The sequence below is a fragment of the Pelomonas sp. Root405 genome (assembly GCF_001425165.1).
Lineage (GTDB): Bacteria > Pseudomonadota > Gammaproteobacteria > Burkholderiales > Burkholderiaceae_C > Pelomonas.
Map to the genome: position 1 here is coordinate 604,115 of NZ_LMDU01000001.1, position 13,455 is coordinate 617,569.

The 13,455-nt window shown below is 68.9% G+C and carries 11 protein-coding genes and 1 other RNA gene; 8 read left to right on the top strand and 4 right to left on the bottom strand.

Annotated features, from left to right (window positions below; translation table 11 throughout):
* Positions 1–4: 4 nt before the first annotated feature.
* On the bottom strand, positions 5–1,669 hold the full coding sequence (locus ASC81_RS02670; protein WP_056262357.1) for a substrate-binding and VWA domain-containing protein: 1,665 nt from the start codon (positions 1,667–1,669) through the stop codon (positions 5–7).
* Entirely contained in the window at positions 1,666–2,793 is a 1,128-nt protein-coding gene (locus ASC81_RS02675; protein ID WP_056262360.1) for a hypothetical protein, read from the bottom strand. Before ASC81_RS02675 ends, ASC81_RS02670 begins: the two co-directional genes overlap by 4 nt.
* Positions 2,794–2,861: 68 nt before the next feature.
* On the opposite strand from ASC81_RS02675, the gene pyrC reads away from it, so the two are divergent.
* The 5 genes from pyrC to ASC81_RS02700 are packed head-to-tail and all read left to right on the top strand — an operon-like array spanning position 2,862 to position 7,807.
* Entirely contained in the window at positions 2,862–3,896 is a 1,035-nt protein-coding gene (pyrC, locus tag ASC81_RS02680) for a dihydroorotase (RefSeq protein ID WP_056262361.1), read from the top strand.
* Positions 3,893–4,741, top strand: a complete 849-nt coding sequence (locus ASC81_RS02685) for an NYN domain-containing protein (RefSeq protein WP_056262364.1) — start codon at positions 3,893–3,895, stop codon at positions 4,739–4,741. Before pyrC ends, ASC81_RS02685 begins: the two co-directional genes overlap by 4 nt.
* Positions 4,738–5,439 (top strand): DUF3025 domain-containing protein, encoded by a 702-nt coding sequence (locus ASC81_RS02690; RefSeq protein WP_056262366.1) that lies wholly within the window; start codon positions 4,738–4,740, stop codon positions 5,437–5,439. The genes ASC81_RS02685 and ASC81_RS02690 overlap by 4 nt, the downstream gene beginning before the upstream one ends.
* Positions 5,440–5,450: 11 nt before the next feature.
* Positions 5,451–6,818, top strand: coding sequence for a serine protease (locus tag ASC81_RS02695; protein ID WP_235533549.1), 1,368 nt, complete (start codon positions 5,451–5,453; stop codon positions 6,816–6,818).
* Entirely contained in the window at positions 6,818–7,807 is a 990-nt protein-coding gene (locus ASC81_RS02700) for an FHA domain-containing protein (protein ID WP_056262372.1), read from the top strand. Before ASC81_RS02695 ends, ASC81_RS02700 begins: the two co-directional genes overlap by 1 nt.
* A 6-nt stretch (positions 7,808–7,813) precedes the next feature.
* On the opposite strand, the gene cysK is transcribed toward ASC81_RS02700, so the two are convergent.
* A complete protein-coding gene (cysK, locus tag ASC81_RS02705; protein ID WP_056262374.1) occupies positions 7,814–8,731 on the bottom strand; it encodes a cysteine synthase A in 918 nt (305 codons plus the stop codon).
* Between the two features lie 32 nt (positions 8,732–8,763).
* Positions 8,764–9,834 (bottom strand): flavodoxin family protein, encoded by a 1,071-nt coding sequence (locus ASC81_RS02710; protein ID WP_082536205.1) that lies wholly within the window; start codon positions 9,832–9,834, stop codon positions 8,764–8,766.
* Positions 9,835–9,908: 74 nt separating this feature from the next.
* Here ASC81_RS02710 and rnpB point away from each other — a divergent pair.
* The 3 genes from rnpB to ASC81_RS02720 all read left to right on the top strand — a co-directional run bounded on the left by rnpB (position 9,909) and on the right by ASC81_RS02720 (position 13,449).
* An RNA gene (gene rnpB, locus ASC81_RS06855) (RNase P RNA component class A) lies at positions 9,909–10,279 on the top strand.
* A gap of 177 nt (positions 10,280–10,456) precedes the next feature.
* The gene (locus tag ASC81_RS28145; protein WP_056262381.1) at positions 10,457–12,016 is read left to right on the top strand and encodes a methyl-accepting chemotaxis protein; all 1,560 of its coding nucleotides are present in this window, start codon (positions 10,457–10,459) and stop codon (positions 12,014–12,016) included.
* A gap of 224 nt (positions 12,017–12,240) precedes the next feature.
* Positions 12,241–13,449: a multidrug effflux MFS transporter gene (locus tag ASC81_RS02720; protein ID WP_056262384.1), complete on the top strand. Its 1,209-nt coding sequence runs from the start codon at positions 12,241–12,243 to the stop codon at positions 13,447–13,449.
* The last annotated feature ends 6 nt before the right edge of the window (positions 13,450–13,455 follow it).

A 13,455-nucleotide genomic window follows, 5' to 3' on the forward strand; every position in this document is an offset into this window, starting at 1 on the left:
GCACTCATTGATAAGCCCGGATGTCCTTGAACACCGCATACAGCGGCGTCTTGCGCGCATCGAAGACGCGGCCGCCGGTGATGTTCACGAGTTCCTTCAAGTCGGCTTCGCCCGCCTCGCCGAACAGCACCATGAAAACCGGGATGCCGCGCACGTCCTCGGGCAATTGCTCGTAGGCGCGCTTGAAGTCCTCCAGCTTTCGGCCGGCGGTGTTCTTGCCGTCGGTGAAGGCGACGACCGAGTACTGGTAGTCGGGGTTGCGCTTGCGCTCCTCCAGCATGTGCTGCAGGCCGGCCAGCACCGCGTCGTAGAGCGCCGTGCCGCCGGCCATCTTCAGCGCATCGGCGGCGTCGCGCACGCGCTGCAGCTCGGCGAGCTTGGCATCGGTGTCGACCTGCGGCAGCACGCCCTTGGCCACCTTGCTGCCGGCCGGGATCTCGAAAGGCACCGGCGCACGTGGCTTGTCGCTGAAGGGCAGGAACCACAGCCGCTCGCGGTTGGTCAGCTTGGCGACGCGGCCCGTCAGCGAATGGTCGGCACCAGCCAGGTAGTGGATGGCCTCGACCAGCTGCTCGCGCCGCTGGCCCTGCATGCTGCCGCTGGTGTCCAGCACGAAGGTGCTGGCGATGGGCTTGCGGAACTCGTTCAGGTAGGCGTCGATCAGGCCGTCGGCCAGCTGGCGGTCCGGCGAGAACGGCAGCTCGACCTGGAAACCGCGCGCCGGCAGGATGTCGGCCACCTGGGCGGCCAGCTCGGCCCGCATCGGCCGGCGCAGCGTCTGGCGCGCCAGCCACAGCTGGGCGGCATCGCCCTTCAGGTAGTCGACCACCTTCAGGTAGTCGGCCCTGCGCGCGTCGTTCAGCAGCATGAACGGGTAGTCGGCCGTCGACACGCCTTCAAACGGGTAGATCAGGTGGAGCGGTTCGCGCAGCTTGCCGCTGGCGTTGAGCGTCAGCAGCCAGCTCTCGTAGTTGATGAAGGCGTTCGCCCGGGTGCCTTGGCCCTTGATGAACTGCTCGGCCAGATAGGTCGAGTTGTCGCCGACGATGCGGTAGCCCTTGAGGAAGTCCGCGATGGCGCCCCGGTCCACGTCGGCGGCGCTCAGCGCCTCGCCCTTGCCGCCGGCCGCGGCGACGACGCCGAGCAGCGCCATGAAGCCCTGGTTGCTGGTGGCGGGGTTGGACAGCGCGTACTGCAGCTTGCCCTGCCTGGCGGCGCGCGCGATGTCGGCCCAGGTCAGCTTGGCGTCCGGCTTGTCCCAACCATTGCGGGCGGCGTCGCTCTTGCTGACGCCCACCGCAATGGGCGACAGCATGATCTTTTCCTGCACCTTCACCTTGCCCTGACCGGCCGCGTCGCTGAGCAGGTACTTGGCATTCGCGAACCAGGCCACGTCGGGCTTGGGCTTGCCGGCGCTGTCGCCGCTGAGCACTTCCTGCGTGCTCTCCATCGTGCCGCCGAAGCGGAACTGCACATCGACGCCGGTGGCTGACTTGATCTGCGCGGCCAGCGGCTCCAGGTCTTTGAGGTCGCTTGTAGCCAGCACATGCAGGCTGCCGCTCGACGGCGTCTCCGCCGCGGTCTGGGGCGCCGGCGACGATGACTCGGGCGCCTTGCCGCAGGCGGCCAAAAGGCTCAGGGCCAACAGGCCAAGGGTGCGACGGATCACTGGTTCATCTCCCGGCTGACGATGTCGATCATCTCGAACATCAGGTCGAACCCCGGTGGGTCGATGACCTGGTTCATGTTCACGTCCACGGCCAGGCCCGCCTTCTGCGCGGTGGCCGCGAACGCGGCCGTGTCGCCGGTGCGAAAGCCGTGCTCCAGTGCCACGGCCTGCAGCGTCTTGTTCGCGACCAGCAGCTCGGCCAGCTGCCTGGCGCGCTCGCTCATGGTCACCAGCACCAGCTTGTTGACGATGGTCGGCTGCGGGTACATCAGCACCATGTCGGGCTTGATGCCGCCGCCCTTCTGCGCCTGGGCCAGCATCTGGCTCTCGTAGATGAAGGCCAGCGGCGTCTTGCCCATGCCGATGGCCAGGTAGTCATCGAAGGCGCCGTTGACATAGTTCTCCTGGAACCCCTGGCGCTTGAACAGCTCGGCCAGTTGCACCGCGTACTTCTGCCCCGCCATGCGGTCGGCCACCACGTCGCCGTTCAGCGCTGCCGACGTCAGCGCCAGGTACATGGCCGCCGAGTTGCTGCGGCGGATGTCGGTGGTGCTCACCAGCACGCTGCGCGACACCGCGTAGTCGCCGCTCGCCTTGAGGTCGCGCCAGCGCTGCTTGGACAGCATGGCCTGGGTCAGCTTCTCCATGTCCAGGCCGTAGACCTTGGGCGCCATCGGCCGGGCCATGCCGTTGGCGGCCAGGATCTTGGCGACCGGCTCCCACGAGGCCACCACCAGCGGCGTGTGGAAGGGCGAGGTCTGCGTCGCCGTCTTGCCGGCCTTGCGCGCAGCGTCCGCAATCATGTTGGCCGCGACGACGCCGCTGGCGAGGAAGAAGTCCGGCTGGTCGGCGCCGCCGACCTTGGTCGCCATGTCGCGGCTGCCCACGCGTGCCACCTGCACCGGCAGCTTGGCGCCGGCCAGCGCCTTGATGACGCGCTCGTCCTTGAACAGCGGCTCCATCTCCACCGTGATGAAGCCCTTCAGCGGCTCGGCGCTGGCGATCGCCGCCTGCTCCTGCGCGATCTGCCTCGTTTCGTCGTTGCTGCGCAGCGCAAAGAAGAGGGCGCCGCCGAACGCGGCCAGCAGGACCAGGGTGCCGATCAGGCGTTTCGCGGTGTTCATGAGGGGAAGCGAGCTCCTTTCAATGAGAAGCGGAGTGTGCATCCTTCCGGCGACGACAATCGCGCGCCATGAGTGACATCCTTACCCTCACCCGGCCTGACGACTGGCACTTGCACCTGCGCGACGAGGCGGCGCTCGCCAGTGTCCTGCCCTACACGGCGCGCCAGTTCGCCCGCGCCATCGTCATGCCCAACCTGCGCCCGCCGGTCACCACCGCCGCGCAAGCCGTGGCCTACCGCGAGCGCATCCTGGCCGCCTTGCCCGAGGGCCTGGACTTCGAGCCGCTGATGACGATGTACCTCACGGACAACACGGCGCCGGACGAGATCAAGCGCGCCAAGGACGCAGGCGTTGTCGCGCTCAAGCTCTACCCGGCCGGCGCCACGACCAACAGCGATGCCGGCGTGACCGACATCCGCAAGACCTACGCGACGCTGGAGGCGATGCAGCGCGAGGGCCTGCTCTTCCTCGTGCACGGCGAGGTGACGGATGGCGACATCGACGTCTTCGACCGCGAGGCGGTGTTCGTCGACCGTGTGATGACCCCGCTGCGCGCTGACATGCCCGAGCTGAAGGTCGTCTTCGAGCACATCACGACCAAGGAAGCCGCGCAGTACGTGACCGAGAGCGACCGCTTCACGGCGGCGACCATCACGCCGCAGCACCTGCTCTACAACCGCAATGCCATCTTCACTGGCGGCCTGCGCCCGCACTATTACTGCCTGCCCGTGCTGAAGCGCGAGGAGCACCGCCAGGCACTGCTGAAGGCCGCCGCCTCCGGGCTGCCCAAGTTCTTCCTCGGCACCGACAGCGCGCCGCACGCCGCCCAGCTGAAGGAGAACTCGGTCTGCGGCGCCGGCTGCTTCACGGCGATCTCGGCGCTGGAGCTGTATGCGGAGGCCTTCGAGGGCATCGGCGCGCTCGACAAGCTCGACGCCTTCGCCGGCCACCACGGCCCCGACTTCTACGGCCTGCCGCGCAACACCGGCACCGTCACGCTCAAGCGCGAGCCGTGGACGCTGCCCAGCGCCGTGCCTTTCGGGGAAGCCCAACTCAAGCCGCTGCGCGGCGGCGAGACCTTGAACTGGAAACTGATCGCATGAAGAAAGTTGCCTTCCTCGTCGACTTCGACAACGTCGCCACCGACGTCATCGAACAGGCCCTCACCGCCGTGTTCAAGGACTACGGCACCGCCCACATTCGCCGCGCCTACTGCAATGCCGAGCAGGCGCAGAACCACCAGTCCTTCCTGAAGCGACTGGGCCTGCGGGCCATCGTCAATCTGGCCATCGGCAAGAACTCGACCGACATCGCCATGGCCGTCGACGCGATGGAGCTGGCCATCACCGAGAAGCCCGACGTCATCGTGCTCGTGTCATCGGACAGCGATTTCGCGCCCCTGGTGCTGCGCCTGCGCGAGAAGGGCGCCTGGCTGCGCGGCTTCGGCCAGCAGGGCAAGACGGGCGACGGCGTCATCGCCATCTACGACCAGTTCAACGAGCTGGCGCATGACAGCGGCAAGTCTGCCGCGAGGCGCGAGCCCGCCCGCAAGGCGGCTGCGCGGCGGCCGGCCGCCAAGAAGGCGGCTGCGCCCGCCAAGGCCGCGGCGCCCGCGCCAGCGCCAGCGCCTAAGCCGGCACCCAAGGCCACATCCGCGCCAGCGCCTGCGCCGAAGCCCGCTGCAGCCGCGGTGGCCAAGCCGGCGCCTGCGGCGGCCCCCGTGGACGCCAATGTCGCGGCCGCCCGCGAGATCAACGCCGTGCTGGCGCTGCTGCCCAAGCTGGCCGACGGCCAGTGGCATGACCTCGGCGCGGCGGCCAAGGCGCTGAAAGAAGCCGGCCTGCTGGCCAAGACGGCGCCGTCGACCAAGCTCTTCCGCAAGCACCCACAGGCCTTCCAACTGCAGCCCGAAAAGACTCCCAACCAGGTGCGTTTCGGGCACGGATGATCTCTCCCGATTGGCGGGCGCCCTGGTTCGCGCCCTACCGCGATGTGGCCGAGCCGGTCCTCGCGCGGCTTGCCGTCGGCATGCCGGTGCATGCGGCCCTCGGCCATCAGCGCTTCGAGCCCGCGGCCCCCTTGACGTCGGGCTACGAGCAGCACATCGCCGCCACCGGCAGCGTGCCGACGCGGCACAACGCGCATGACCTGTTCAACGGTCTGGTGTGGCTGCGCTGCCCGGCCCTCAAGGCGGCGCTGAACCGGGCGCACATCGCGGCGCCACCCGCCGCGTCCGGCCGTCGAGGGCCGCTGCGCGATGCGCTGACGCTGCTGGACGAAAGCGGCTTGCTGCTCCGCGCGCCGGCAGCATTGAAGGCGGCGCTGCGGGCTCAGGACTGGACGGCGCTGTTTGCAACGCGTCGCGAGCTCTGGCGGCACGCGCAGGCCCTCGTCGTCGGCCATGCTTTGCTTGAGAAACTTCTGGCGCCGCGCAAACCGCTCTGCGCCCGCGTCCTCTTCGTCGACGATATCGCCGCGCCGGGGCTGCCGCCCGCGTTGATGCCGGCCGACCTGCCGCCGCTGCCCGTACTCGGCATTCCCGGCTGGTGGACCGCGAATGCATCACGGGGCTTCTATGCCGACGACCAGGTTTTCCGGCCAAAGCGGCTAGCATCGGCGCCCGCACTGGGAGGTGTCGTTTGTTGATGAAGTCCTGTTTGAAGCCTCTGTTGGGCCTGGCCCTCGCTGGCCTGGCCTGCGTCGCTGGCGCCCAGTCGCCACCGCCTGCCGCCTCCGCGCCCGGAGCGCTCGCAGCGCAGTCACCCGCGCCGCCGCTGCCCACCGTGTCGGCCAGCGCCCGCCGCCTGTACGAGCGCAGCAAGGGTCAGCTGCTGCAGATCCGCACGCTGCTGAAGACCCAGGACAGCCAGGCCTCGGTCGGCTCGGGCTTTCTCGTCAGCGACGACGGCCATGTCGTCACCAACTACCACGTCATCAGCCAGTTCGCCCTGGAGCCCGACAGCTATCGCCTGCGCTACGCGACGACCGACGGCCAGAGTGGCGTGCTCGAGCTGCTGGACTTCGATGCCCGCCGTGACCTGGCGCTGCTGCGCGCGGTGGACGACGGCAAGGGCGGCGGCCTGAAGGGGCGCGGTGCCCTGGGTTTCAGGCCGCAGAACCAGCCGCTGGCCAAGGGCGAGCGCATCTACTCGATGGGCAACCCGCACGACGTCGCCTTCGCCGTCGTCGAGGGCAACTACAACGGCCTGGTGGACCGCAGCTTCGACCCGCTGATCTACTACGCCGGCGGTATCAACCCCGGCATGAGCGGTGGCCCGGTGCTGGACGAGGACGGCCTCGTCGTTGGCGTCAACGTGTCCGGCATGATGTTCGCGCAGCAGGTCAGCTTCCTCGTGCCGGGTGAGTTCGCCGAGGGCCTGGTCAAGCGCAGCCTCGGCGCCAAGCCCATCCGCACGGCCGCCTGGAGCCGGTTGCGCGACCAGCTCACCAAGTACCAGGACGAACTCGTCACCCGCTTCCTGGCGCTGCCCTGGGAGAGCGCCAACCACGACCGCTACCGCCTGCCGGTACCCAAGCAGGACTTCATGCGCTGCTGGGGGCGCGGCACGTCGGCCGACACCAAGGGCCTGGATTTCGAGCGCTCGCAATGCCGCATGGACCACGCGCTGTTCGTCAGTGGCAATCTGCAGACCGGCTGGCTGGACATGTCGCACGAGGCCTATGACGGCAGCAAGCTCGGCGCGCTGCGCTTCGCGCGCCAATACTCGGGCAGCTTCCGCAACGAGCGCCTGGGCAGTTCAGACAAGTCGCGCACCGCGCCCTATTGCAAGGAGCAGTTCGTCGACCGCGACGGCCTGCCGCTGCGCGCCGTCGTCTGCCTGCGCGCCTACCGCAAGCTGGAGGGCCTGCATGACCTGAGCGTGCTGGTGACGACGGTGGATGCGGCCAAGGCCGGTGCGCTGGGCCGCTTCGACGCCCGGGGCGTCAGCTTCGACAACGCGCTCAAGCTCGCGGCGCATTACCTGGAGGGCTTCGCGTGGACGAACAACAGCAAGGCCAAGTGATGCCCTCCGCGCCGCAAGCAGCCGTCGTTGAACTGCTGGGTCGCGACGGCCGCGCCGCCCTGGTGCAGCGCGTGGCGCATTGGCCGGTGCGCATCGGCCGCTCGCCAGCCTGCGACATCGTGGTGGACGACAGCCACATCGCCGCCGAGCATGCCGAGCTGCAATTGCAGCCCGATGGCCGCGTGCGGCTGGCGCTGCTGGACACGCGCAACGGCGGCAGCGTCGGCGGCCGCCGGCTGCTGGCCGGCGAGGACGCCGAACTGCCCAAGGGCGGCGCCTTCCAGCTCGCCGGCTGCTCGTTGCGCCTGCGCACCAGCGCCGATGAACTGGCGCCCGAGCAGGTCCTCGTCGTACACCCGGTGCGCCACTGGGCGCTGCTGCCGGCGCTGCTGCTGGCGATGCTGTTCTTCCAGTGGGTGGACCGCTGGAGCGCTGTCGACCCCGATGCCCGCTGGGTCGACTACGCGTCGCCGCTGCTCGGGCCGTTGGCCTTCGTGCTGGGCTGGGCCGGGCTGTGGTCGCTGGGCAGCCAGCTCTTCCAGCACCGCTTTCCGTTCGCCGTCCATCTGCGCCGCGCGCTGATCGTCATCGTGGGCCTGCAGGTGCTGGAGTGGCTGCTCCCGGCGGTCGCCTATTCGCTGTCATGGCCGCGGTTGATGGTGCTGGAGTCGCTGGCCGCGCCGGTGGCCGGTGCGGCGCTGGTTGCCTGGCATGCCCGTCTCGTCTGGCCCGGTGCACGGCGCACGCTCGACGGCGGCATCGCGGCGCTGCTGCTGCTGGGCCTGGGCCTGCAGGTGGGCGCCCGCCAGGAGCAGCAATACGTGTTCGGCCCGCCGTATCTGGCCAGCCTGCCGCCACCGGCGCTGCGCCTGGCCTCGCCGCAGCCGGCCGAGACCCTCATCGAGTCGCTGAAGCCGCTGAAGGCCGAGCTCGCCAAGCAGGCGCGCAAGGACAACGAGGGCTTCGACGAAGACGTCGGCGGTGAGTGACCGCTGTCAGGTCTGGGGCAGGAAGCCCTCGACCGACAGGTAGCGCTCGCCGGTGTCGTAGTTGAAGCCGAGCACCCGCGAACCTGCGGGCAGCTCGGGCAGCTTCTGCGCGATGGCGGCCAGCGTCGCACCGCTGGAGATGCCGACGAGCAGGCCTTCCTCGCGCGCGCTGCGCCTGGCGTATTCGCGCGCCGCCTCGGCCTCGACCTGGATGACACCGTCCAGCAGGGCCGTGTCGAGCACCGCGGGAATGAAGCCGGCGCCGATGCCCTGGATGGGATGCGGGCTGGGCTGGCCGCCGCTGATGACCGGCGAGGCGCTGGGCTCGACCGCATAGACCTTGAGCTGCGGCCAGGCCGCCTTGAGCACCTGGGCGCAGCCGGTGATGTGGCCGCCCGTTCCGACACCGGTGATCAACGCGTCCAGACCATCGGGGAAGTCACGCAGGATTTCCTGCGCCGTGGTCCTGGCATGCACAGCCGGGTTGGCAGCGTTCTCGAACTGCTGCGGCATCCACGAGCCGGGGTGCTGCTCCAGCAGCTCGCGGGCGCGGGCGATGGCGCCCTTCATGCCTTTCTCGCGCGGCGTCAGGTCGAAGCTCGCGCCGTAGGCCAGCATCAGGCGGCGTCGCTCGATGCTCATGCTGTCGGGCATGACGAGGATGAGCTCGTAGCCCTTCACCGCCGCGACCATCGCCAGGCCGACGCCGGTGTTGCCCGAGGTCGGCTCGATGATGGTGCCGCCTGGTTTGAGCAGGCCCTGTGCTTCGGCGTCCTCGATCATGGACAGCGCGATGCGGTCCTTGATCGAGCCCCCCGGGTTGCTGCGCTCGGACTTGACCCAGACCTCGGCGCCTTGGAACAGGCGCTGCAGGCGGATGTGGGGCGTGTTGCCGATGGTGTCGAGGATGCTGGCGGCTTTCATGAGGGGCTCCTTTTCGTCGTGCCGCAGTGTGCCTATTTCTTGCGGGGTTCGGCCAGGCCCGTGTCGCCAGCCTTCAGGCGTCCGTCGCGCATCAGGCCGACGCTGATGGCCACCGCGCGTGCGGCGCGCTTGACTTCTTCCTGCACGTCGTGGTCCTCGTCCAGCGCCTCGTGGCTCGTCGCATAGGGCTCGTAATAGCCGATGAAGCGGTCCAACCGGGCGCCGAAGCCGGCGTCGCGCAGGCCCATCCAGTCCAGCCAGTCCGACAGCGCGCGGCGCGTGCCCTCGATGCCGGCCACGTCACCATGCACGACAACGCCGTAGACGCGCCCGGCCAGGTGTTGCGGGTAGTCCCAGCCCTTCAATTCGATCTGTCGGGCGAGTTCGGCCTTCTTGCCCTGGGTCGAGGTCGGGTCGGGGTTGCCGCCGTCGGCGCAGACCAGGCGGTCCATCATCAGCTTGAGCGGGCTGGTGACCTGGTACCAGTGCACGGGCGTGAGCAGCAACACGCCGTGGGCGCGCACCCATTGCTCGTAGATCTCGGCCATCCAGTCGTTGGTCTGCCCGGCCGCGTGGTTGGGATAGCAGCTGCACGGCCAGTGGCACAGCGGCATCGCAGTGGACACGCAGCCCTTGCAGGGATGGATGTGCCGGTCGTAGTCGGACGTCAGGCGACTCAGGTCCAGCACGTCGACGGCCATGCCTTCGGCCTCGCAGGCCGCGCGGGCCATCTGTGTGAGCCGCCAGGTCTTGGACATCTCGCCGGGGCAGGTGCCGTCGTTGCGTGGCGAGGCGTTGATGACGAGCACGCGAGACGGCGTCGCGTGGTCCGCCCATTCGGCCTGGGCCTGCAGCAGGCGCCGTTGCGTGTCGCGCCATTCGATGGACAGGTCGTAGCCTGGGTCGGCGAAGCCGGCGCCCGCCTTGATGGTGGTCGGCGCCTTGCGGCCCTCGTGGAAGGCCTCCCAGGCGATCTGCTCCAGCCGCGCGAGCGCATCGCGCTCGGCGTCGAAGGCCGGGTCGACGAAACGCTGGCGGAAGCGTTCGCCGAAGGTCTGACGGTCCATGGACTGCGCCTGGCCGGTTCTCACGGGTGTCGTCATGCAGCGCCTCCGTCACAGGTCGGCTCAATGTAGCGAACGGGGCGTGCAGCGTCTGCAACGATAATCCGCGACGTGAAGCAAGCCAGACCGCCGCTGGGGCAAGCATGGAAACATGGCCCTGGAGGAAGGTCCGGACTGCACAGAGCGGCGTAGCAGCTAACGGCTGCCCGGCGAAAGCCGAGGATCAGAGCAACAGAGACGAGTCGACCAAACGTGCGGGGTTCGCCCCGCGGGACCGTGAGCGCAGCTCACGGGGTCGGGTGCAACGGGCAATCTCTACGCGCAGCAACACCAAGTAGGCCAGCGTTGATGCGGCTCGCAGAGCTGGCGGGTAGGTGGCACCGAGCCGGGCAGCGATGCCCGGCCCAGAGGAATGGCGGTCACATGGCCTAACCCGTTAGGGGAGGGCGATGCACAGAATCCGGCCTATCGGCTTGCTTCACACTTTTTTGCATTGCCCGAGGTGCAGATTCACCTCGACGGGTTCCGGGTGTTTGTCACGCCGGTCCACGCCAGCGCCCTTGCGGTTCTGCCCGCCATCGACCAAATTGCAGTGTCGGCCTCGGCCCGATGCACGCGAGCATCGGGTCGCTCAAGGCCTGGCAATGCCAAGGGAGATGAGATGAAGCTGAGCCAACTGCGCCTGCGGCCCAAACTGATGCTGGGCTTCGCCCTGCTGGCCGCTGTGGTGCTGCTCGTGGCCGGCCTGGCGCTGAGTTCGCTGAGCCGCGCGAACCAGCGCTTTACCGACTACCTCGAAGGCGTCGGCCATCGCGAGCGCATGGTCGACGAGGTCCGCGGCGCAGCGGCGCGGCGCGCGATTGCGGCGCGCAACCTGGTGCTGGTCACCGCAGCGGCCGACCTGGAGACCGAGAAGGCGGCTGTCACGAAGGCGCATGAGGACGTGCAGCAATCGCTGGCGCGGCTCAAGCAGGCCCTGGCCCACGCCGCCGACCTTGGCGACAGCGACGCCTCGCTGGTGGCCGAGATCGAGCGCGTCGAGGCCCGGTACGGGCCGGTCGCGCTGGCCATCGTCGGCATGGCGCTCGGTGGACAGCACGATGAGGCCGTGGCGAAGATGAACGCGGAGTGCCGGCCGTTGCTGGCCGCGCTGATGAAGGCGACCGATGACTACATCACTTATGAGGGCCAGCAGGCGGCGATGCGCGTGCAGCAGGCCGAGGCGGCCTTCGGCCGCGACCGCGCATTGATGCTTGTGGCCGCCGTGGCGGCCGTGGCCGCTGCGGTGCTGCTGGGCTGGGCGCTGAGCAATGCCATCACGCGGCCGCTGCAGCGGGCCGTGAACCTGGCCGAGGCCGTGGCGTCGGGCGACTTGAGCTCCGACATCGTCGTCGACAGCAGCGACGAGACCGGCCAGTTGCTGGCCGCGCTCAAGCGCATGAACGACGGCCTGATCGACATGGTCGGCCGCGTGCGCCAGTCGGCGGACAGCATCGCCACCGCGTCGCAGGAAATTGCCAGCGGCAACCAGGACCTCTCCAGCCGCACCGAGCAGCAGGCCAGCGCGCTTCAGCAGACCGCGGCGTCCATGCAGCAGATGACGTCGACCGTGCAGCAGACCGCCGAGAGTTCGCGCCAGGCGAGTCAGTTGGCCAGCGCGGCCACCGAGGTGGCCGGCCGCGGCGGTGATGTCGTGCAGCGCGTCGTTGTGACGATGGGTGAGATCAGCGAAGCCAGCGGCAAGATTGCCGACATCATCGGCACCATCGACGGCATCGCCTTCCAGACGAACATCCTTGCCCTGAACGCCGCCGTGGAAGCGGCGCGTGCCGGCGAGCAGGGCCGCGGCTTTGCCGTGGTGGCTGGCGAGGTGCGGGCACTGGCCCAGCGCAGCGCCCAGGCGGCGCGCGAGATCAAGAGCCTGATCGGCGCCAGCGTCGAGAAGGTGGCTGCCGGCAGCCAGCTCGTCGGCGAGGCCGGCTCCACGATGGGCGACATCGTCAGCCAGGTGCGCCGCATGACGGACTTGATGGCCGAGATCAACGCTTCGGCCAATGAGCAGAGCAGCGGCATCGGCCAGGTCAACCAGGCGGTCGCGTCCATCGACCAGGGCACGCAGCAGAACGCCGCCCTGGTCGAGCAGAGCGCTGCCGCGGCCGAAAGCCTCCAACAGCAGGCTGCGGGCCTGCTGGATGTCATTGCGCAGTTCAAGACGGCGTGAGGTGCCGCCCCTCGCCCAGGCGCACCCCGCTGAACGCGGCAAGCCTGGTCGGTCCCCCTCGGGGACGGCAATGCTTGCCGGATGGACCGGCAAGCACGCCGCCAGACGGGCCGGCTTGCGAGCGGCCCGGCGCTCGACCCTCGAAATCATCGACCGCCTGACGTGACCTTGCGGCGCCCACGGGCGCCAGCCCTAAACTGGCCGCCCACCTCCGAGCGCCTCCGATGAATCCTGAAGCCAGCCGCCTTTGGCGCGCGCCACGTTGGGCCCTGTCAGTGCTGTTGGCCTGTTTGGCCATGGTCGGGCCCTTCTCCATCGACACCTATCTGCCGGCATTCGCCGGCATCGCGGCGGCGCTGGATGCGACGCCGGTGCAGATGCAGCAGACGCTGTCAGCCTATCTGCTCGGTTTTGCGGTGATGAATCTCTTCCATGGCGCGCTGTCGGACTGCTTCGGCCGCCGGCCCGTCGTGCTGATCGGCCTGGCCGTGTTCACGGCGGCCAGCTTCGGCTGCGCGGTGGCCACCTCGATCGGCGAGCTGGTGTTCTGGCGCACGGTGCAGGGCATGTCGGCAGGTGCCGGCATCGTCGTGTCGCGGGCCATCATCCGGGACATGTTTCCGCCCAGCGATGCGCAGCGCGTGATGTCGCAGGTGACGATCTTCTTCGGCGTGGCGCCAGCCATCGCGCCCATCATCGGCGGCTTCCTGTTCGTGCATGCCGACTGGCATTCGATCTTCTGGTTCCTGACGGCGATTGGCGCAGTGCTGTTCGTCTCGAACTGGCGGCTGCTGCCCGAGACCTTGCATGCAGACATGGTGCAGCCCTTCAATGTGCGCTCACTGATGCGCGAGTACTGGCGGCTGTGCACCAGCCCGAAGTTCATGATGCTGGTGCTGGCCAGCGGCATTCCGTTCAACGGCATGTTCCTCTACGTGCTGGCCACGCCGGTCTTCCTCGGCGAACATCTGCAGTTCGCGCCGCAGCAGTTCGTCTGGTTCTTCCTGTGCTCCATTGGCGGCATCATGGCTGGCGCCGCGCTCAGCGGCCGGCTGGCGGGCAAGATGTCGGCGCAGCGCCAAATCATGCGGGGCTTCCGCATCATGGTGGCCGTGTCCGTGGCCAACATCCTGCTCAACCTGTTCGCACCGCTGAGCGCCTGGTGGGCGCTCCCCATGGTCGGCCTGTTCGCCTTCGGCTGGGCGCTGATGGTGCCGGTCGTCACGCTGCTGGTGCTGGACCAGGTGCCCGAGCGCCGCGGCATGGCGTCGTCGCTGCAGGCCTGCATCGGCTCGGCGGCCAACGGCCTGGTCGCCGGCCTGCTGGTGCCGCTGGTCATGCACTCGACCGTCGCCCTGGCCCTGGCTTCGGCGACCATGATGCTGATCGGGCTGACGGCCTGGTACGGCGTCAGGCGTTCCGTCGCGACTTGAGCGGGC

Excerpts from the sequence above, each read along its gene's own strand:
- ASC81_RS28145 (WP_056262381.1), top strand. The coding sequence starts at position 10,457 with ATGAAGCTGAGCCAACTGCGCCTGCGGCCCAAACTGATGCTGGGCTTC.
- cysK (WP_056262374.1), bottom strand. The coding sequence starts at position 8,731 with ATGAAAGCCGCCAGCATCCTCGACACCATCGGCAACACGCCCCACATC.
- ASC81_RS02720 (WP_056262384.1), top strand. The coding sequence starts at position 12,241 with ATGAATCCTGAAGCCAGCCGCCTTTGGCGCGCGCCACGTTGGGCCCTG.
- pyrC (WP_056262361.1), top strand. The coding sequence starts at position 2,862 with ATGAGTGACATCCTTACCCTCACCCGGCCTGACGACTGGCACTTGCAC.
- ASC81_RS02710 (WP_082536205.1), bottom strand. The coding sequence starts at position 9,834 with ATGACGACACCCGTGAGAACCGGCCAGGCGCAGTCCATGGACCGTCAG.
- ASC81_RS02700 (WP_056262372.1), top strand. The coding sequence starts at position 6,818 with ATGCCCTCCGCGCCGCAAGCAGCCGTCGTTGAACTGCTGGGTCGCGAC.
- ASC81_RS02675 (WP_056262360.1), bottom strand. The coding sequence starts at position 2,793 with ATGAACACCGCGAAACGCCTGATCGGCACCCTGGTCCTGCTGGCCGCG.
- ASC81_RS02690 (WP_056262366.1), top strand. The coding sequence starts at position 4,738 with ATGATCTCTCCCGATTGGCGGGCGCCCTGGTTCGCGCCCTACCGCGAT.
- ASC81_RS02685 (WP_056262364.1), top strand. The coding sequence starts at position 3,893 with ATGAAGAAAGTTGCCTTCCTCGTCGACTTCGACAACGTCGCCACCGAC.